Below are 19,795 nucleotides of genomic sequence, written 5' to 3' on the forward strand. Positions count from 1 at the left end.
AATAAAGTGACTGTTCTCTACCTGGAAGACCTGACGGGGATACGCGCCGACATGGACTTTGGCCCCGGAAACCTCCTGGTACACAACTTCTGGGCCTTCCGCATGCTGCGGAAGGCGATAGAAGCTGCCTGCTTTAAGGCCGGGGTCCAGGTTGTCCCGGTTGAACCCAGGGGCACGTCCTCTTATTGCGCCGTCTGCGGGGCCAGGCTGGACAGGTTTATGCGCAACAAAGCTTATTGCCTGCGTTGCGGGCTCGTCTGGCACGCCGACGCCAATGCGGCGTTAAACATACTCCTTAAGGGCTCCTCGAAGGGGCACGGGGTGAAGGCTGCACCCCAGAGGCCGCAAGTACTCCGGTGGAACCGCCACCGGTGGGAAAGCCGCCTCGAATTCGCTGTCAGTACGCCTTTCAAGGCGGCGAACAGCGTTCCTCAAGCGGCGTAAGCCGCTTCAGGAACCCCCTGGCTTTAGCCATGGGGAGGAAGTCAGGTCTGTAGATTTTTTGACCAGTATTAATTCTTGCATGTAACTACTCTCTCTAAAGCCAATTTCTTGGGTTAATTTTTAACCCTACACAGTAACGCGGGCTCGTTTTTTAAAGCCCACGTTACCTTATTTAAGCCTGCCTTACTCCATGTAAAATAAAAACGCAGGTCGTTTTCTAACAACCTACGTTTTCAGGCAATACTTAACCCCGGGAGTTAACTTGTTAAGATTTTTGTTACCCCCCTGGGGCTAATTCTTTGTTGTCGCTTCGATTATACCCCATATGACTAATTAAGTCAAGCAAAATGTTTTTAGGCCCACGGGTTTATCGCCCGCGCATAGAATGCCCCCAGAGCCCCACATTCGGCCCCTGAACGGCCTTTCTCCCCCAGGGTAATAAGTTTTATACCTGCCGGTTAAAATAGAGCCAGGTTAACATATTAAGCCGCGGTCCCTTTGTTTGAACGCAGCCGCCGGAAATCATAGAGTTTGTGGTTTGTCAATATCCAGCAGGGCTTCTTCAACACAAACGCCGCTACCGCCCAGGCTGTTTCCATGTCGTCGAATTTTATAATTTTAACTTGTGGCAAACACTCGTTCCACCTCATCACCTCAACTATCGCTTCCCCTCGGAGCCGCGCCATGTCGTCTTTCCGCAGGAGCCCGGCGCCCAGCGTCACCCATTTTTCTCCCTGCCTCTGGAAAGCGACCCCCGCGGGATCAACGCGAGTATCACCAAGTTTTATTCCTTCTATACTCATGCTCACCGGGCCTTCCACACCTTTTTTTCCTATTTTCCCACCGTCGCTTTTCCAGGCCGTCGCTACTACCGCGGCCTGGTTATTTCCCAGCGGTCTTATCACCACCGCCGTCTCCTTCTGTTCGTTGAGCTCGTATACTTCTACGCCGTCCTTATATCCGATCATTTTTGTTTTTACAGTTGCCAGCGCTGCTTTTATACGCTCGTTTACTTCCTTTTCGTGCAAATCCCATGCGTTTGGAATGTATGTATACTCATTTATCTTTTTGTATTCCCCTAACATATCATTTACCATATTATACCACGGCCCCTCTTTTACCGTTACCACCAGCACTTTTTGTCTCCCTGAGGCTATCATGGTTTTTAACATCTTCGCTCGTTCGTTTAAAATCGCCTTTTTAGCCGGCCACCCACCTAAACCTTGTGTCCCCATTTTAGCAAGCTCTTCGTGGGTAATTCTATCGCTCTTTACGAATACTTCGTACGTCACTCGCGCTATATCGGAGTCAAAATTGTTTTTTGCAGCCGGCAGGGTCTTGATTTCTTCTTGGCTTATAAAGTAACGCCGTATCCTCAATTTTTCCTGCCTGCTGCGCCATTTCTGGACGCTTATTATATTCGCGCCTGCTCCTGTCCTTTCAGCTATTTGTCCGGTCGTATACCCCCTGGAAGCTAAAAATGCTATCTGGCTCTGCTGGGTTTCTAATTTGGGAAGGATGTCGTCTATATCTTCGTCGAAAATCTTACCGGGAGCGTTAATTTTTGCCTTGATCCGTTTTAACTGCGTCTTGATATTGTCCGGCTTTTTCCCCAGCCTGGCGGCTATCCTTTTCGCTCCCAATCCCTGGTTGTGAAGCTCCCAGATTACCTGTTGCAGCGGGCTCATCCGGCTTCCCCCTCGTATTTTTTTTAAACTTGCAGGTATAAAATTTTTCTTGCTGGAGATATTATACCTGAAATGTTTATTATACGTCAAGAGGATATTTTAATCCGGCGGCGAATATATATGCATGGCAGTTTAATATTAAGGGGGAATGACTGTGCAGGAAAATAGATTAATAAACAATAAATTTATAGGAATTAAGGTCAGAAATGCCCGGAAAGAAGCCGGGTTGACCCGCAAGGAACTGGCGGGAATGGTCGGCATTACCGGGCAGACCCTTTACCGTTATGAAAAAGGCGAGATAAACTTCACCGTCGACCTCCTCTTAAAAATAGCCAGGGCCTTGGAAAAAAACTTTTTGTGGTTCATCGGGGAAAGCCAGGATGAAAACCGACCCGGCCATAAAAAAAACATTGACATGATTATCGAAGAGACCAAAACTCGTCAGGTACCGGTAATAAAAAAAATCTTGCCGGAAGAACGCTTGCTAAGTATCGCCAACATCAGCGACTATCTTAATGTGTCCACTAAACCGAAAACCGATTTTGCCTGGATAGTCCAGGGCGATGCGATGGCGCCTTTTTTAAACGAAGGCGACGCAGTTATTTGCGAAAGAACCAATTATGCTGAACCTAACAACATGGTTGTATTACGGCCGGAAACTGCTGATAATACAGATGTGGTTAGATATCTACTTAAAAACAATGACGGCCGCTATCTATTGCGGGCGGCCAACCCCGGATATAAAGATATCTTTATCGACGACCCGCAGTCTAAAATTATTGGTGTGGTAGTCCAGGTCATCAAGCAGCCCGAGCAGTACAAAGAGCTTCCTGCCGACAAGCGCGAGCTGCTGGAGCTTGGGTTTACTATTGAAGACATAAAAGAAGACCCTGCCATCCGCAAGACTTTAATGATCGTAGGCAGGGCTAAAAATAAACTGTCAAAACAGGCCAAAGAAGGCATGGCTGATATGTTGACGATATGGTTTAAAACCCTAGAAGCCCAGGAAACGCAAATAATTGAGGAGACAGGCAAAGATGGCGGCAAATAAATCGAAAGCCCGCCTGGCCGCGAGGAGAACGCTTTCAGAGGCGGGCGTAAGCTCTTTTCCGGTAAATCCATACTCAATCATCAAGAACTACCGGGACGACATGGTAAACAAGATTAATATAGTGTTTTTTGAAGGCATTCCTATAGACGGGTGGACCGGGATAACCGAAACAGGTCTCGCGGCAATTTTTATCAACAAAGAACGGAATTATGTCAAAAACCGCTGGACGGCCGCCCACGAACTGGCTCATATTGTCCTTGGGCACCCCCTTTACTCCTTGGAGGAGTTTGACATCCAGAGGGATCCGGACTACGAAAGGGAAGCCGACGTCTTTACGGAAGAGCTGCTGATTCCTTCTTTTATGGTCAAGGAATGCATTGTGCAGCGCAAGATAAAATCTCTTTTGCAGATGGCCCTCGATTTTCGGGTGTCGCGGGAAGCCATGAGCATACGCTTAAAAAACATCTTGATACCCAGCGCTTACAGGCAGTTGCACTTAAGCATTTTCCCGCATTATGACTTTACGGATATAATAGATATAAGAGAATCTGTCCCGGTCAAATGCCCCGAGTGCGGCAGCAGCCTTTACCCTACCGCTGATACATACAGCCTGGTATGCGCGTGCGGGTTGGAACTGCATTTCGTCGATGGGAATTTTATTGATGAGCTTTTCGGGCCTTAATTTTGCCCGCAATTTTTTGTGGTACATCTGTGTTTAACATGCCGATATCGCACCAGTAACCGGACAGGGTCACCCCAAAAAGGGGCCGCTTTTCCTTTAGTAGCCGGGGGAAAAGATCTTTGCTGAAATCAGAGGGCCGGTCGTCGGGTATTAAATCCAGGACTTCCGGCTCCAGGATGTAGATGCCCGTATTGACCCGATCGCTGAAGACTTCGCCCCAGCTCGGCTTCTCCAGGAAGGAGCGGATACTGCCGTCCGGATTGGTAATCACTACCCCGTACTCCAGGGGGTTGTCAACTGTCGCCAGCACCAGGGTGGCCAAGGCGCCGCTTTCCTTGTGCCGAACAATAGCCGGCCGCAGGTCAAAATCCGTCAGGGCGTCGCCGCTGACCACGATAAAGGTTTCATCCAAAATAGCCGCCGCGTTCTTGACGCTGCCGGCGGTACCCAGGGGCTTATCCTCCACAAAATAATGCAGGTGCAGGCCGAAATCACCGCCGTCACCGAAGTATTCTTCGATCAAGCGCGGTAAGTATTGCAGGGTTACCCCCACCTCGGTGATCCCCAGGTCCCGTAACAGATCGACACAGTACTCCATCACCGGCCGGTTGGCTACCGGCACCAGGGGTTTGGGCCGCTTGCAGGTCAGGGGCCGCAAGCGCGACCCCTCCCCGCCAGCCATGATGATCGCCTTCATATCCAGCCACCTGCCTAATCCAGATTGGCCATCTTTAAGCATTTTTCCCCCGCTCTTTAAAAAAAATTCCCGGCAGCCTTCTTTCCTGAAGGTCTGCCGGGATTCTCGCTTCTAACCTAAGACGGCCCGGGCCCATTCCCACCATTTATGGACGTTTTCCAGCAGTCGCCACAGGCCCAGGTTGCGGTTAATAAAGAAAGGTTATCGCTAGGGCCGCGTCCGACCGTTGCCGGTTGCCAGCTTTCCGGGTCATTAAAAAGGCACCGCTATGGTGCCTGTAAATTAAGCCTGGCCAGGGTGGCTGCCGTTGGTTGACCGGTAGCATCCCATCCCCGTAAAGCATAGTAATCATCCAGCATAGCCTCGCAGTCCGCCGGTCGCAAATGATGCCCCGCGGCCGGCCCGTTCGGTAAGGGTTCCTCTAAAAAACGCCGTGGCAGCCGGTCATCGGCCCGCCGGAAGCCTTCGCGGTAATTGAAGAGGCGCGTCAGGTTCCAGATGCGCTCCCCTACCAGGTACAAATCTGCCTCGGTGTAAGTACAGCCGGTGGCTGCTGACAACAGGTACGCATAAGTCGTCCCGCTGATGCCGTACTGGGCAAAGTCGCATTTAACCAGGGTATCCAGGCCGGCCAGGTAGTTCTGTAACCAGATTACCAGGGCCGCTTTGCCCTCCAGCCCCAGCCGCTCAACCTTCTGCCCCTGCCAACTTTCACCTCCTACTTCATAAAGGATGGGGAAAGCGCGCTGGTGGCACCCGCCCCGGTCGCCGGTCAGATAAGCCAGGGCCATCCCCGGCGCCCCGCGGGGACCCCAGGCCGGCGTCTCCAGGCCTTTGACATGAACTGCATATGCTTCGGCCGCCGGCCCCAGGGCCGCTGCTGCCCGGCGCACCCCTTCCGCCAGCAGGTTGCCCAGGGGCGTCTGGCGCCAGGCAATCTCCTCCAGCAAACGTATAGCTCCCTTAGCATCGCCAAAGGCAGGCAACTCCTCATTAAATTGACTGGCGTCTAGCTGGCCCCGTCCGGCAGCCTCCATAACAAAACCGATCACACCGCCGGCCGACATGCCATCCAACCCCAGGGCATCGCACCGGCGTGCCAGGTAAGCCACTGCTTCCGTATTGGCGATACCTAAGTTGGCTCCCAGCATAGCCGCTGTTTCATATTCAACTACATCCGTGATCGTACCCGTATATCCTCCCCGGCGAATCACACCTATTTTCCCGCAGGCAATGGGGCACGACAGGCAAGCGGCCTGGCGCAGCCACAGCCGGCGCCGCTGGGTGGCTGCATCAAGGGCAGTTGCGCCGCTAAAGGAGCCCTCCCGGTAGTTAAAGGCTGGCAGCAGGCCTTCCTCGTCGGCAAAGGGAATAGAGCCGGGTGTCCCGTCAACGGTAAAGGCCTCAATGGCCACACTCTTTTGGAGCTCTTCCCGCGCCCGGTTTACCGCTTCTTTAAAGGCAAGGGGATCATGGACGGTTACGCCTCTAGTGCCAATAATAGCAATAGCCTTGAGATTTTTGGCTCCCATGACCGCGCCGCAGCCGCCCCGGCCGGCGTGGCGGTTATATTCACAATTAATCAGGGCAAAGCGGACCAGCTTTTCCCCCGCCGGGCCGATGCAGGCCACTCTGGCCGTCTCGCCCGCCTCGGCTTTAATGGTGTGAGTAGTAGCAAAGGTATCCTTACCCCACAGGTGGCCTGCCGGCCTGATGCTAACCCTGTGATCCTCGATCAAAACATAGACGGGTTCGGCTGCTTTACCCTTGAAAATCAGGCCGTCGTAGCCGGCATATTTGATCTCCTGAGCGAAGGAGCCGCCGAAGTAGGAATCGACGAAGGTCCCCGTCAGGGGCGATTTGCTGACCACGCAACCGCGCATTGCCGGCGCCAGGGTGCCCGTCAAAGGGCCGGGGAGAAACATCAGGACGTTATTTTCTCCCAGAGGATCGGCCCGGCCGGGAACGAGATCGAAGAGTAATTTGGCACCAAAGCCTTTGCCCCCGATAAATTGCTCCCTTAATTCGGTCTCCACCGCCAGGGGTTCAGCCCGGCCCCGCGTCAGGTCAATAAGCAAGAACTGCCCCATATAGCCACCGGCCATGCTACCCCTCCTCTGCTACCACCATCAGCGCCCCGGCAGGACAGGCCGCCACGCACTCTGGCTGGCCCTGGCAAAGGTCGCATTTATAGGCCACCCCGTTCCGCACGGTAATTACTTGTAATGGGCAATACTGGCTACAAAGACCGCAACCTGTGCAGAGCTCTGTCTTAATGGTCACTATCCCGTTGTCTTCCCTATGAATAGCCCCTGCCGGGCACACCGAAAGGCAAAAGGCGTTCCGGCACTGGGCACAGGCAACGGGCCAGCTGATTAAGCCCTCCTGCCGTAACTCGATGCGTAATAGTGCCCAGCGTGGGTTAAATTGGTTGCCCGTCTGCCGGAACGAACAGGCAAGTTGACAGATCCCACAACCCGTACACAAGTCAAAGGCAGCCGCCAGCCGGGGCATCCTGCTCCCCCCCCTCACCTGCTTTATTGCGCCAGTAATTGCCGGTAGAGTTTGAGATAGCCTTCATAATCGATATCCCGGGGATTGCCGATTGTTTGGGGATCCTCGTAAGCCAGCCTGGCCAGCTCGGGGAGATCGGCTTCCGTCACCCCCGTACTCCCGAGGGGCGGGATCTCCAGGTCGGCAACAAGTTCGGTAACGGCTTTAACGGCCAGGCGGGCGGCGTCATTTACTTTGAGCCCGCTTATATTTTCACCCATGGCCTGGGCAATGCGGCCATACCTTTCCGGGCAACCCATCCAGTTATAGGCCATGACTACCGGTAACATCACCGCCGTCAGGTAGCCATGGTGGACGTCAATATAACCGCCAAAGGTCTGGGCCATGGCATGGACTGCCCCGGCGCTGTCCACGCCGTAGCTCATCCCGGCCAGGGTGGCCGCCATAGCAACTTTATAGCGTGCTTCTATATCCTGGCCATAAGCCACGGCTCGTCGCAAATACTGGCCGAGATATTCGATGGCCAGGAGAGCCACGGCATCGGTAATGGGCTGGGCATAAGCGCAGGTATAGCATTCAATGGCGTGGGAGAGGGCATCCAGCCCTGTCCAGGCCGTCAGGTGAGGCGGCAGGCCGGTCAGCAGTTCGGGATCAACCAGGGCGACATGGGGACCGATCAGAGGTGTGCCTCCCACATTAAACTTGATCTTGCGCCGGGGGTCGGTAATCACCGCCCACAGGGTTACTTCGCTACCCGTGCCAGCCGTTGTCGGGATGGCGATTAAGGGCGGGATACGCCTGGTAATCTCTTGATGGCCGTATTCATAGTCCAGGATACAACCCTCATGGACTACTTCGACGCCGATAGCTTTGGCCGTATCTATGGAGCTGCCGCCGCCGACGGCAATAAGCATATCTGCTCCTGCCGCCTGGTAAGCCCTTGTACCCTCACCCACCAGTTCCACCGGGGGATTGCCCTTTACCTGGTCAAAGAGAGCATACGCGATACTTTCCTTTTCCAGGACGGCTGTTACCCGTTCCAATAACCCCGCTTTGACTACTCCCTGGTCAGTAACTACCAGGGGCTTGCGCCCTCCCAGCCGCCTCACTTCCGCCCCCAGGTTGGCCAGGACTCCTGGCCCGTGCTTAACCGCCGTCAGCTGCTCCCAGCTCTGCATCTTAACCATCACGCTCACACCTTTCCTAAAGATCTAGCCGGAAGTTAAGACATATTTTTTGACACCTTTCCCATCCAGGTCAATCACCGCTCCCAACAGGGTCCCCTGCTCATAGGAACTGCCGGGATTAAGGCAGATGGTCCGGCCTAGCCGTTTGACTCCCTTCCCCTCATGAATATGCCCGAAAAGGCCCAAGGGGGGCTGGTACTTTTCCACTACCTGGCGTACCGCCTGGCTCCCCACCGGTACCAGGGAACGGCCGGCAAACTTGGGGCGTAGAGAACTGTCCAGCTCCGGCGCCTCATCCAGGCCGGACCCGTAGGGAGGTGCGTGGAAATTAAAGATACAGTGCTCCATATCGGTTACCTTGGCGATGATATTTTCTAATTTGGCCAGCAAGGTATCTTCGTCACATTCGCGGTAAGTTTCCCAGGGCGTGGGATTGGACCAGCCGGTACTGGCCATGAACCACCCGTGTATCACCTCCAGTATTTCTTCCTCCGCCAGCCGGACGTGCCGGGACTGGCGAAAAACTGCATCAAGCTCAAACATATCATCGTTGCCCGGACAGATAAAACACTTGATACCCCACTGGCCCAGCCGCTCATCGGCGTAGGCGGCCCACCGTTCCGCTACCTGCAGCACATTGTCCTTAAAACTCCGGTGTACTGCCTCGGGATTTTGATTTAATTCCTGGAACTCATCTTCCGTCAGGACGATGGGATAATAACCGCGGTCAGCAACCATTCTTGTGAACGGGGGCACTTCATCTTCTTTAAGATTTACCTGCTCCTCTAAGAACGAGGCCCGGTAGCTACCGGCAGCCGTGCGGACAAGGGGTACCAGGGCTTTGCCGGTCATATCACCGCCGAGAATAATGGTCGTTGCCTGATAGAATTTACCTGCATTAATAAATTTTTTCCAGCATATCTCCGAACCATGGACGTCAGTAGCAAAAAATATCCGGGCCATCTCTGCACCCCTTTCATCATGGCTTTCATTCTACCGGGATGTTCTTATAGACCATATCCAGGTCAATACCTTGCCGGCGGCGGAACCACTTGGAGCCAAAGTAGATTGCCACTGCCAGGGCGTATAATACCAGCATATAAACTGCCGACGCCGGGTTATTAACTCCATAAACACTATCGGTAATCCATTTATAGAGATTGAAGCAAAGGAAGATAAGAAAGATTACCCCGCTCACACTTATCCAGGGGATGCCGCCAAGCTTATATCTGGCCACCGGTGAAGACTGGAAAAGCTCTTTATCCTTGTAAGGCAAGAGAATAGCCGCCACTGTGGTTCCCAGGTAGGTAATGGCGATAACTACCGTGGCATCAAGGGTATAGGTGGAAAAACCCGGCAAATAGGAATTGAGTAAACTTACTATGGTCGCCGGGATGGCCATTAATAATAAAGCGTTGATGGGCGCCCTGGTCCGGGGTGATACCCGGGCTACCCATTCCGGCAGGACCCGGTCAAAGGCCGCCGCAAAGACCACCCGGGTGGATGAAAGAAAGACCGTCCCGCACCAGCCGAAGAACCAGGCGCTCAAGGCCACCAGGAGCAACAGCTGCAGCAGGGGATTGTTGGTTAGGAAAGCCACCAGCAGGCCGGGATAGGGATAAACGGGGAAGGGCGATTTGCCGGAGAAGAAATCATAATTAAGGTCATGGTAGAATTCCCAGCCAAAGGTTTTGGCAAAAAGGGCCAGGAGAATAATGGCCAGGGCCGCCGTGATGAGCAGGCCGGCAGCCATACTCCAGAAGTTACGCTTGAAGTCGCCCGCTCCCCGGACTTCGCCATATAATGTCGCCCCCCAGTTGGGCCACAGGTTCCAGAAGACTACCATGGGAATGAGGGACAGGCTGGCACTAAATGACATATTATGCCAGGCTACCGGCGTATAGCCTTCTTTACTGGCTAATTGCATGATTTCCTGGTAAAGGTTGTTCCCCGGGGCACCCAGGAAAGTGGCGGCATAGTGGTTAAAACTGGTAATAAATTGCGCCTGGCTGGAAACCAGTAATACCAGGATGGCTAGCAACAGGCCGGCAGCGCCGATAAAGAAACACACTTTCTGGATGCGGGCATACCACTTCATCCCGGCACCGACAAACAAAAAGGCCAGGCCAATAACAATTAAAGAGGAAAGAAACAAGCCGTTTTTATCCGAAAACCACAGGGCGGCCTGCACCAGACCGGGGCTCCCCGTCCAGCCGCCCAGAACCGCTAAAATGGGCGTCAAGACTTCATAGGCCAGAATAGTACCGTAGATGGGTACCCAGTGCCAGAGGATAAAGGCCCAGCCGGTAATCGCCAGGACAAAACCCGGGCCGCCGCCCAGGACCCGGCTCTGCCAGACGTAATCACCCCCAGCCCGGGGCATGATGGCCACCAGCATGCCATAGACCACGACTTCGGCCAGGATTAACAGGCTGCTGATAACAATGGCCGGGACCAGGTGGGCTGCCGGTAAAAAGGGTGCGGAGGAAAAAATATAAAGTCCCAGGGTAATCAGGTTAATGGAAAAAGTGGCGTATATGAAACCATCGAAAACCGACCAGGCCCGCACCAGCCCGCTGGCTTTACGGACAAACATAGTGGGTTCTGCCATTTAAAGTTCCCTCCCTATTTTTGGAATTATTGCTTTTAATCAGTGCCCTAATTCATCCACTTCTTTGTACCATTTCACCCGCGCGCCGATTTTATGGCGCAGTTTCCAAGCCGTTGATTTCGGCTGCCCGGCTATATAGGCGAGCAAGATTTGCATCTTCTCCCTGACATCAGCCACATCCGCGGCCGTTAGGGCCGTAAATTGTGCCAATAGCTGGTTAACTTTCTCCAGGTTCATGGTGACTGTCCGCCATAACCCCCAATCCCTGGCACATAGCTCGGCTATTAATTGCCCGTTGATCGTTTCGGTGTCCTGCGCCCCTACCTCATGTTCGCGTAAAAGCATAATGGTATCGATAATATCCTTTTGATTAATTTTGACAATCTGCATCTTTTCCAGGAGCATCTCCGCCAGGGGAATGGTTAATTCATCAACCTCCAGGCGCCGGGCCAGGGGGATATCATGACAGAATTCCAGCTTGTCGAGGAAGACATCGCTATGCCAGCCGCCCCGGGGATTATTAAAGACCAACCTCCCTGCACCGTATAAAATGGTAACCTGCATATCCTCCGCATAACCCAACCCGGCAAATAATTGCCTGATCGCCTCCCGGTCGCCGGAGCGGCCGGCAAAATCAATATCCGTAAATACCCTTCCTAACTGTTCCTGCAGGTAGTTATACCGGGGGCAGTGGTAGTTAAAGGCCAGGGCACCGAGTAAACGCAAAGCTAATTTTTGTTCCCTGGCAGCAGTTACGATCCGCCGGGCTTCCCGGATAAATTCCTCCTGCTTGCCCATCCCTGCTTCACCCCGTTTTTGCTTTTAGTGCCGCTACCTTCCCCCACCCGGGGTAGCCCACCAGACGTAGTGCTGCTTCCGCTGCTAGGCGGGCATCTGCTGCGTAACCATCGGCCTGGATCACTTTGGCATATTCGCCGGTAACCGGCCCGCCACCTACCATTACTTTCACCCGTTGGCGCAGGCCCATGGCCTGTAAAGCCTGCATGGTCGTAGCCATTACCGGCATGGTCGTGGTCAAAAGGGCCGACATGGCCAGGATCTGGGGCTGGTAGGTAACTACCGCCCGCACAAATTCTTCCGGCGGTACATCAATGCCCAGATCGATTACTTCCAGGCCCTTGCTGCGCAGTAACATGGCCACCAGGTTCTTGCCAATATCATGTAAATCCCCGGCCACCGTACCGATAACCACCCGTCCCGGTAAATTGGTCTCGCTTTGGGATAATAGCGGTTTTAACACCTGCATCCCCGCGTGCATCGCCCGGGAAGCCATCAGGACATCAGGGATATATAGAATATTTTGGCGAAATTCCTCGCCAACCAATCGCATGGCAACAATCAGGCCCTGTTCCAGGATGTCATAAGGAGCCCACCCATCCTCCAGGGCCGCTTCGGTCAGGACTTTGGCCTGGAGGGCCTGGCCGTTAATTACCGCTTTTCTCAATTGCTCCAGCACTTGCATACCCTTCAGCCCCTCAGATAGCCTTTTGCTTATATTCGCTGGGCGTGATGCCTTCCAGGCGGCGGAAGACTTTACTAAAATAGTTGGCATCCTCGAAGCCAATCTCTGCTGCCACCTGGCTGACGCTATATTGCGGATTGCGGAGAAACTTTTTCGCTTCTTCAATCCGCACCTTGGTTAAATACTCAATCACCGTACAACCAATCTCTTTTTTGAATAAACGTGATAAATACGACGGGCTGACATAAACCTGCCGAGCTATCTCTTCCAGGGTTAAGCGGGAGCGGTAATGCAGACGAATATAATCGGCGGCATTTTGGATTACCTGCAAGTTTTTGATGCCTTTGGCTTTAGTTATATGATCCAGGAAAATTCCTAATACCCGGGTGATCCATAAACAAAACTCTTCAATGGACTGGATATGATTAATTTCTTCCACATAGCGGGAATTAAGGGTCAGCAGTTCTTTGAGATCGGCCCCGCCGTCAATGGCCGCCCGCGAGAGGATGACCAGTAGTTCCAGGATGCGGGCCCTTACTTCGCCCAGGTTGCTGGGGTATCTTTCCAGGAGATCGGCTAAAACAGCATTTAAGACCTGGTAAGACCTCTGGCGGTCGCCCTGGCGCACCCTGGCTGTTAGTTCCTGCTCCCTGCGCAGGTAATAGATACAACTGGAACTGGCATCCAAACGTTCCATGGCTTGTTCCAGCAGTTTCCTGGCCTGCATTTCTTCATTTAACCGGGCCTGCTGGGCGGTAATTTCTTGTCGCTGGCGTAAAGTTGTCATTCCGGTTTGCATGATGTGATTGGCAGTAACAAACAGCATTTCCGCCGCCGCCTGAACTCGATCCGCTGAAATAACCGGTAAATCCCGGGCAGCTTCCATCAATTCCCGGGACTCAAGCCCCAGGGGCCGGGTCATCTCTTCAATTTCTTCCCAGAAAAAGTCTTCCGGTTCCCACATCAGCACTTGGCCACAAATAATCGTCGCTACGTGCTTCTCGCCGATCATGACCGGGGCTGCCCATTCCACCAGCCCGGCATGACAGCGAAAAATATAGGGTTCGCCGTACTTGGCCGCTTCTTTGCCGGCCCGGGCATAGCAGCGCCGGCATCGCTGTCGCCCCGCAGGAGTTCCCCGGACAAGCCGGCAAAAAAGGCTTTCACCGATAGAATCAATTGGGGTAACAGCCACTTCCCCTTCTTCGTTAACGATAATCACCCTGAGACCAGTTGCCTTGCTAAATGTTGCCAGGATATGTTCCAGCAAACGCTGGTCGACAATTGCTCCCATGGTGGCCGGAAGCAGGCTACCCCCTTGGGTTAACATTATCTTCCTCCTTTCCTCTCCCTTGTTTTCATCCCGTTATCTTCGTGCTACACCCAGGCAGCATATGGCCTTCCCCTGCTTTTTTATCCCTCCTTTTTAATGTTCGTTAAGGTCCAGCGCTGATTTGTAATCGTAAAATTTTAAATTCACCATTCTTCCAAGTTACCCTCTGTAAAATTATGCACTTTTCAAGAAAATCCATCCGTTAACTGAATTTCAGTAAAAATATGGCCAGTCTTTTGGGGTATTATATAGACTTTCGTTGCCACTTATTTTTTTCCTGCCGGATGTTCTAGAATGGCTGTGATTTAGTCTGTCCCGCCATTCATCCGTGGTTGGCATATCTTTCTCCGCGGGGCCGGCCCAGGGCAGTTACCTGGATGCGGGTCTCCAGGTAAACTTCTTCCCCTGTCCCGGCAGTACGGCTAACAGCCTCTTCCCGGCTCACCAGGACCTGCGGGTCCGCTGCTCCAGCCCGCAGGGCATTGGCCGCCGCTACCTGCCTGGCTTTTTCCATGATATACCTTTCAGCGTCATCCAGGTAAAGGAATGCCTGGCGCTCCCAGGGAGCATGGACCACAAAACCTCCTTCTGTTCCCGGTTTTATCAGCACCCGGACAGTTTCTACCACTTGCCCGGCAGCCGCTCCCACGGCATTGGCCACTTCGGCGTGCTCAGGGATGGCCAGCTCGGCCCGGAACCTCCTGGCCACCGCCGGCAGGTAAGCAGCCACCGGGGCACCGATGGCAACCACCGGGTAGGCGAGATGGATATCCACCCCAAATCCACCCTTAGGGGCGCCGGCCAGGAAACGCTGGAAAAATATTGAGGCGCCGGGATCGTCCTTCAGGTCCAGTTCCATTCCTTCGCGATTTACCAGGCTCTGCAGGATGGCGCGGCTTATCCCGGCTTCCACCTTTTCCATTGCCAGGGCGAGAAACTCTTCTGGCTCCACCTGCATGCGGCGGGCCAGGATAACGGCGCCTTCCCTGGCGGCAGCGACATTCCAGGGTGTAAATCGCCCCAGGGCATGGAGGGCATCCGTCGGCGTAAAAGAAATCCGCCCCACCACTTGTTCCTGTTCCAGCCTCCTGAGGGGCAACAAATTGGGGTCCCGGCCCACCCGGGCCGCCAGAGTCAAAATATTGTGCGGCCCGTCGGCCAGGGCTCGTAGCACCTGGCGCTCATCATCCTGCCATTCACCGCTGACCCGGGAATCCCTGACCAGCATCCAACAATCTGCTGGCTGGCCGTTTACAATTTCCCTGGCAGGGTCAACCAGGCGTAACTCTGCCACCAGGCTGGGGAATTGCCTGGCCATACCAGCCAGGGGCCACACCCGGCGCGGGCCCACCAGGAGTTTGCGGTCCGGGGATACGCGGATATAGCTATCACCCCCGAGGCCGAAAGTACTGATGTCAGCCGCTTCCACCCGGGTACGCCAGCCTCCAACAGTTGCTCCTTCAGTGTTCAGGCGCGGGCGACCCTCCTCCACGATGGCGATGTCGGTAGTAGTACCGCCCATATCCAGGATCAGGGCGCGTTTGCTGCCCGTTAGAAAAGTGGCTCCTACAATGCTGGCTGCCGGGCCGGAAAGAATCGTTTCAATAGGTTTTTCCCTGGCCAGGGCTTCGGCCATTAGGGAACCATCACCTTTGACCACCATAAGGGGCGCCCGGATATCTTCGGCCGTGAGCACCTCTTTTACCGCCGCCAGCAGTTCGGCAATAACGGGGAGGAGGCGGGCATTAAGGCAGGCCGTCACCGTCCGCTCATAAAAACCCAGGGTGGTAGTTAGTTGATGGGCGCAGACCACCGGTACAGGCCAGTTTTCCTGCACTATCGCCCGGGCCGCCAGCTCGTGTTCCGGGTTGCGGACGCTCAGGTAACCTGAAATGGCCAGGGTATCCACCTTGCCCTGCATTTTCTTTACGGCCTGGCGCAGGCCTTCACGATCCAGGGCAGCTAACGGCCGCCCTTTAATATCGTGCCCTCCACCTACCACCACGACTTCCTGGGCCGGTAGGTCACCAGTCGCTTCGTGACCGATGAGGATTAACCCGACCCGGCAACCCCTTCCTTCGACAATGGCATTGGTGGCCAGGGTCGTTGACAGCGCTACCAGGCATACTTGACGAAGGCCACCTCCTGCCAGCCCCCGGAGGCACTCCCGGATCCCTAGAGCCAGATTTTTTCTGGTGGTAAAGGCCTTTGCTTTTTTCTTGACTTCACCAGTCGACAATTCCAATAAAACGCCGTCGGTATAAGTGCCGCCGGTATCAATGCCTAGGGCTAAAGGCATCACTGTCACTCCATTCCAGCCGCCAGCGCGCCTATGCTTCCACCATAGCTCTTAATTCACGGTCAAGGCCGGGATCGAGGGCTGGAATTTCATAACCCGCGAGCATCTCCTTCAACCTTACGCTTGCCCGGGCAAGGAGGTCCCTGGCCCCGTCGACCTGCCACTGGTCGTAGCTGCTCCTGCTAGCCAGGCTTGGTTGCCAGAACTCGGATTTGAAATGACGGTAGGTATGCTCGCTGGTCAGGAACTGCCCGCCCGGGCCAGTTGCCTCTATCAATTCCAGCGCCAATCCGTCGACATCAACCCGGGTACCGGCCAAATAGCGGCGCACCATGCCGCAGATCTCGTCATCGATAACAAACTTCTCCAGCGACATGGACAGATAAGATTCCAGGATCCCGGCTGCATGGAGGACAAAGTCCACGCCAGCCAGGCCGGCAGACTGCAAATTCATCATGCTTTCATAAGCCGCCTGGCTGTCGGGCAACTTGCTGTCGCTAAGACAACCGCCAGCCCGGCAGGGGAAGCCATATGCATGGGCTATCTGGGCGGTGGCCGCCACGAGCCAGGCTCCCTCCGGCGCGCCGATGCTTAAAGAGCCGTAGCGCATGTCAGTAATGGAAGAAGCGGAACCGTAAACTACCGGCGTCCCCTCCCGGACGGTTTCCGCCAGGACAATCCCTGCCAATACCTCTGCGTTTTGCACGGCCAGGGTACCAGCCAGGGTGGCGGGGGAAGTGGAACCAGCCATGGCCAGGGAGGCGATAATTAGGGGCTGGCCGGCCTCCGCGTGGGCCATTAAGGCTCCTGTCATACGTTCATCAAACATCAGCGGCGTAAGGGAATTGATAAGGGTAATCATTACCGGTTTTTCCCGGATAACATTCTCCCCGCCAAAAAGCCGCGCCGCCATGGCGATGGAATCACGCGCGTGGTCTGCTCCGGTAGCGCTACCCATGAAAGGCTTATCCGAGTTGGCCATACAACTGTACAGCATTACCTTATGTCGTTTGCCAGCCGGTACATCAACCGGCTCGACCAGCACGCCCCCGGAAATATTTATATTTTCGCTGGCACCGGCCAACCTGGCCAGGACAACAAAATCGTCCCAAGTAGCTCTGCGTTTTTTCCCGCTGCCGTCAGTGATAAAAGGCGCGCCATAGCCCGGCGCCAGGACCATTTGGCCGCTACCTACGGTTACGTTCCGTGCCGGGTTGCGGGCATAAATAGTAAACTGGCGCGGCGCCTTGGCTACAGCCTCCTCCACCAGCCGGGACGGAAAGAAGATGTATTCTCCTTCTACTCGTGCCCCGGCAGCTTGCAGTACCTCCCTGGCCGGGGCATAGGTTATACTTATCCCGGTGCTTTCCAGAATTCTCAAGCTTCCCGCCTTGATGGCTTCAATTTCATCCCGGGATAACACAGTTAGGACTGGCCGTGACAACGTTTTTCCCCTTTCACGAAAGCATGTTCAACATTTCTGTAAACCATGACTAGCCGTACAAGCCCTGCCGGTAGGCCGCCAGGTACTGGCCGCAGAAAGGATCCTGGCCCAGCAAAGCCTGGGAGGCATACACAAATCCCATCATAGTTTTATCAAGGGGATCCAGGATATAGGCATCCATTCCGGCGGTCATGGTTTGGATCATAAAAGCCTGGTTTAAAACCTTCCTGTGAGGCAGGCCGTAAGAAATATTGCTGAGGCCGCAGATGGTATGAACGCCCGGAAATTCGTTACGAATATAATAGATCGTCTCCAGGACTTCCAAACCGGCACGGTCACCAGTACTAATGGGCTTTACCAGGGGATCCAGGTAGATGTCGTCCTCGGGTACCCCGCTGGCTGTCAAGTCCGTCACCAGCCGCCGGACAATATCTTTACGATCAGCCGCCGTTTCCGGCATGCCGCGATCATCCATGCACAGGGCAATAACCTTGGCCTTGTATTTTAAGACCAGGGGTAGAAAGATTTGGAAACGTTCCTTCTCGGCGGTGATGGAATTGACCATGGGCTGGCCCTGCTGCGCCAGGGCCAGCCCCGCCTCCATGGCTTTGGGGTTGGGGGTGTCAATGCAGAGGGGTGCCGTTACTGCTGCCCGGATATTCTCTACCAGCCAGCTCATTATTGCCGCTTCATTATGAATCATTGTCCCACAATTAACATCGACATAATGCGCTCCGGCTTCAACCTGCTTACAGGCCATGTCTTGGATATACTCGGCATGGCGCTCCTCTACCGCTGCTTTAAGCGCCTTGCGGCTGGTATTGATCAATTCCCCTACAATCAGCATCTTCTGCCACCTCTTCATTGCCTAATTTAACGGTAACGGGCCCTGCTTTCCGCTCTTTCAATAATGGCGTGGATTTTCTGCTGCACGTCTTTGGGTAGGGGATCAGGTTCATAATCTTCGATTATGGCGCGCACTTTTTCGTTGGCCCGTTGTTGCAGCGTTTTGGCCCCGTCGGCCAGCCAGTTATCATAGCGCTGGCGGTTGATCAGCGTGGGATAGAAGCTCTCGCCCCGGAAGTATTGCATTGTATGGTCTTCCGCCAGGAAATGCCCGCCAGGCCCGACTTTATCAATCACGTCCAGGGCCAGGGTGGCGTCATTGACCTGGATACCCCTTACCAGGCGGCGGGCCATCCCGATGACGTCATCACAAATCACCAGGTAATCCAGGGAAGCCGTCGAGCCATACTCTATATAGCCCACGTCGTGGTTTAAGTGCGGCCCGCTTAAAGCGGTCATGGCAATGGAGAGGGCCGCTTCAATCCCTGCCTGCTCGTCTACAAGGCAGGAATCGGTGCAACCGCAGGTGCCGAACATGGGTATCTTCAAGTAATGGGCGAGGTCGGCCAGGGCGGCCATTAACAGGTTAAATTCCGGCGAGCCGTAGCTGAAGATTGTGCTGTACATATCCATGATGGTAAACACTCCGCCCATAATGAAGGGCGCTCCCTCACGGGTTGATTGGTTGATAACCAGCCCGCTTAAGGATTCAGCCAGGCCATTGGTCAGCACCCCGGCCATGGTAGCCGGCACTGTTCCCCCGGCCATGACGCAAGGAGTATAAACTACCGGCAAAGCCTTCTTCGCCGCCAGTACCAGCTTGGAAGCCGCTTCCCAGGCGTGTTGCAAGGGTGAAATCGGTTCGGCATACAGGGTCATAAAGGGATGGCGGCGCAGTTCTTCTTCACCACCGGCAATAATCTCGCACATCTCGATAATATCGCTGAAACCATAAATATCATGAGCAGTCGTAACAATCGGCTTGCCCGTATTGAGTACCTGGGCCTCGAACTGATAACGGTCGGAAATCAAGAGCGGCACGTCCTGGACAATACCCAGGGACATGACAAAATCCAGGTTGGGCAGGGCGTCGATGACTTTGCAGGCCCAGCCGACTGACTGTTTCGAGGAACGTTTGCGCTGCTGGTCGTAGGGGTCGATATAAAAAGGCGTATCCGAGCCGGTGCCGAAATAGGCATTATGCCCTTCTAAAAGCACATCCCGGGAACCCGTCCGGCTATTGCACAGTGTAACGCGCTGCGGCACCGAACGCAAGGCTCTTTCGACAACATAAGAGGGAAATCTCACCCTGGCACCATCAACCCAGCAGCCGGCCTTGCGCAGGAGTTCTCTGGCTTCCTCATCATGAACCAGCGTTCCTGTCCTTTCCAGCACCTCTTCCGCTGCCAGGACGATTTCCTCGCACTGGTCGGGGGAAAGCACCCTGAAAATGGTGCTGCCGTTGGCCACATAGTTGCTCCTTACCGGCATCCCCGCTCACCCCTTTCTTCCTTTT

16 protein-coding genes and 1 pseudogene are annotated in these 19,795 nt (G+C 54.4%); 3 read left to right on the top strand and 14 right to left on the bottom strand.

The features are described from left to right. A partial coding sequence (locus SDD30_RS09700; protein WP_434074719.1) for a zinc ribbon domain-containing protein occupies window positions 1–444 on the top strand: 444 nt, incomplete at its 5' end. A 482-nt stretch (window positions 445–926) separates the two neighbouring features. Here the strand turns inward: SDD30_RS09700 and SDD30_RS09705 are convergent. Further along, window positions 927–2,132 carry a helix-turn-helix transcriptional regulator gene (locus SDD30_RS09705; protein ID WP_434074720.1) on the bottom strand — a complete coding sequence of 402 codons (1,206 nt, stop codon included), beginning with the start codon at window positions 2,130–2,132 and terminating at the stop codon, window positions 927–929. Between the two features lie 154 nt (window positions 2,133–2,286). Here SDD30_RS09705 and SDD30_RS09710 point away from each other — a divergent pair, with 154 nt between their 5' ends. Further along, the gene (locus SDD30_RS09710) at window positions 2,287–3,183 is read left to right on the top strand and encodes a LexA family protein (RefSeq protein ID WP_434074721.1); all 897 of its coding nucleotides are present in this window, start codon (window positions 2,287–2,289) and stop codon (window positions 3,181–3,183) included. After that, on the top strand, window positions 3,170–3,865 hold the full coding sequence (locus tag SDD30_RS09715) for an ImmA/IrrE family metallo-endopeptidase (protein WP_434074722.1): 696 nt from the start codon (window positions 3,170–3,172) through the stop codon (window positions 3,863–3,865). Before SDD30_RS09710 ends, SDD30_RS09715 begins: the two co-directional genes overlap by 14 nt. 34 nt (window positions 3,866–3,899) lie before the next feature. Here SDD30_RS09715 and SDD30_RS09720 read toward each other — a convergent pair. The 13 genes and pseudogenes from SDD30_RS09720 to SDD30_RS09780 all read right to left on the bottom strand — a co-directional run. Continuing rightward, window positions 3,900–4,562: pseudogene (locus tag SDD30_RS09720) on the bottom strand (nucleotidyltransferase family protein); the annotation flags it as partial. Window positions 4,563–4,828: 266 nt separating this feature from the next. After that, window positions 4,829–6,667 (bottom strand): aldehyde ferredoxin oxidoreductase family protein, encoded by a 1,839-nt coding sequence (locus SDD30_RS09725; protein WP_434074723.1) that lies wholly within the window; start codon window positions 6,665–6,667, stop codon window positions 4,829–4,831. A 1-nt stretch (window position 6,668) separates the two neighbouring features. Continuing rightward, on the bottom strand, window positions 6,669–7,076 hold the full coding sequence (locus SDD30_RS09730; protein WP_434074724.1) for a 4Fe-4S dicluster domain-containing protein: 408 nt from the start codon (window positions 7,074–7,076) through the stop codon (window positions 6,669–6,671). A gap of 23 nt (window positions 7,077–7,099) precedes the next feature. Continuing rightward, window positions 7,100–8,263 (bottom strand): choline dehydrogenase, encoded by a 1,164-nt coding sequence (gene gbsB / locus SDD30_RS09735; protein ID WP_434074725.1) that lies wholly within the window; start codon window positions 8,261–8,263, stop codon window positions 7,100–7,102. 24 nt (window positions 8,264–8,287) lie between these two features. After that, a complete protein-coding gene (locus SDD30_RS09740; protein WP_434074726.1) occupies window positions 8,288–9,226 on the bottom strand; it encodes a metallophosphoesterase family protein in 939 nt (312 codons plus the stop codon). Window positions 9,227–9,251: 25 nt separating this feature from the next. After that, window positions 9,252–10,874, bottom strand: coding sequence for an amino acid permease (locus SDD30_RS09745; RefSeq protein WP_434074727.1), 1,623 nt, complete (start codon window positions 10,872–10,874; stop codon window positions 9,252–9,254). 39 nt (window positions 10,875–10,913) lie between these two features. Further along, window positions 10,914–11,672: a hypothetical protein gene (locus SDD30_RS09750; RefSeq protein ID WP_434074728.1), complete on the bottom strand. Its 759-nt coding sequence runs from the start codon at window positions 11,670–11,672 to the stop codon at window positions 10,914–10,916. A gap of 7 nt (window positions 11,673–11,679) precedes the next feature. Further along, window positions 11,680–12,357 carry a corrinoid protein gene (locus SDD30_RS09755; RefSeq protein ID WP_434074729.1) on the bottom strand — a complete coding sequence of 226 codons (678 nt, stop codon included), beginning with the start codon at window positions 12,355–12,357 and terminating at the stop codon, window positions 11,680–11,682. A gap of 13 nt (window positions 12,358–12,370) precedes the next feature. Further along, the gene (locus SDD30_RS09760) at window positions 12,371–13,687 is read right to left on the bottom strand and encodes a PocR ligand-binding domain-containing protein (protein ID WP_434074730.1); all 1,317 of its coding nucleotides are present in this window, start codon (window positions 13,685–13,687) and stop codon (window positions 12,371–12,373) included. 325 nt (window positions 13,688–14,012) lie between these two features. Then, window positions 14,013–15,989 (bottom strand): hydantoinase/oxoprolinase family protein, encoded by a 1,977-nt coding sequence (locus SDD30_RS09765; protein WP_434074731.1) that lies wholly within the window; start codon window positions 15,987–15,989, stop codon window positions 14,013–14,015. A 31-nt stretch (window positions 15,990–16,020) separates the two neighbouring features. Continuing rightward, window positions 16,021–17,433: a trimethylamine methyltransferase family protein gene (locus tag SDD30_RS09770; RefSeq protein WP_434074732.1), complete on the bottom strand. Its 1,413-nt coding sequence runs from the start codon at window positions 17,431–17,433 to the stop codon at window positions 16,021–16,023. Window positions 17,434–17,482: 49 nt separating this feature from the next. Beyond that, on the bottom strand, window positions 17,483–18,280 hold the full coding sequence (locus SDD30_RS09775; RefSeq protein ID WP_434074733.1) for a methyltetrahydrofolate cobalamin methyltransferase: 798 nt from the start codon (window positions 18,278–18,280) through the stop codon (window positions 17,483–17,485). Window positions 18,281–18,306: 26 nt separating this feature from the next. Continuing rightward, entirely contained in the window at window positions 18,307–19,770 is a 1,464-nt protein-coding gene (locus SDD30_RS09780; RefSeq protein ID WP_434074734.1) for a trimethylamine methyltransferase family protein, read from the bottom strand. Window positions 19,771–19,795 lie beyond the last annotated feature (25 nt).

Source organism: Moorella naiadis (nom. illeg.), assembly GCF_051020825.1.
GTDB lineage: Bacteria > Bacillota > DSM-521 > Neomoorellales > Neomoorellaceae > Neomoorella > Neomoorella naiadis.

Bases quoted from the DNA above. Each gene is read 5' to 3' on its own strand.
- SDD30_RS09715 (WP_434074722.1), top strand. From the start codon at position 3,170: ATGGCGGCAAATAAATCGAAAGCCCGCCTGGCCGCGAGGAGAACGCTT.
- SDD30_RS09780 (WP_434074734.1), bottom strand. From the start codon at position 19,770: ATGCCGGTAAGGAGCAACTATGTGGCCAACGGCAGCACCATTTTCAGG.
- SDD30_RS09725 (WP_434074723.1), bottom strand. From the start codon at position 6,667: ATGGCCGGTGGCTATATGGGGCAGTTCTTGCTTATTGACCTGACGCGG.
- SDD30_RS09750 (WP_434074728.1), bottom strand. From the start codon at position 11,672: ATGGGCAAGCAGGAGGAATTTATCCGGGAAGCCCGGCGGATCGTAACT.
- SDD30_RS09730 (WP_434074724.1), bottom strand. From the start codon at position 7,076: ATGCCCCGGCTGGCGGCTGCCTTTGACTTGTGTACGGGTTGTGGGATC.
- SDD30_RS09740 (WP_434074726.1), bottom strand. From the start codon at position 9,226: ATGGCCCGGATATTTTTTGCTACTGACGTCCATGGTTCGGAGATATGC.
- SDD30_RS09775 (WP_434074733.1), bottom strand. From the start codon at position 18,280: ATGCTGATTGTAGGGGAATTGATCAATACCAGCCGCAAGGCGCTTAAA.
- SDD30_RS09765 (WP_434074731.1), bottom strand. From the start codon at position 15,989: ATGCCTTTAGCCCTAGGCATTGATACCGGCGGCACTTATACCGACGGC.
- SDD30_RS09745 (WP_434074727.1), bottom strand. From the start codon at position 10,874: ATGGCAGAACCCACTATGTTTGTCCGTAAAGCCAGCGGGCTGGTGCGG.
- SDD30_RS09705 (WP_434074720.1), bottom strand. From the start codon at position 2,132: ATGAGCCCGCTGCAACAGGTAATCTGGGAGCTTCACAACCAGGGATTG.
- SDD30_RS09760 (WP_434074730.1), bottom strand. From the start codon at position 13,687: ATGTTAACCCAAGGGGGTAGCCTGCTTCCGGCCACCATGGGAGCAATT.
- gbsB (WP_434074725.1), bottom strand. From the start codon at position 8,263: ATGGTTAAGATGCAGAGCTGGGAGCAGCTGACGGCGGTTAAGCACGGG.
- SDD30_RS09755 (WP_434074729.1), bottom strand. From the start codon at position 12,357: ATGCAAGTGCTGGAGCAATTGAGAAAAGCGGTAATTAACGGCCAGGCC.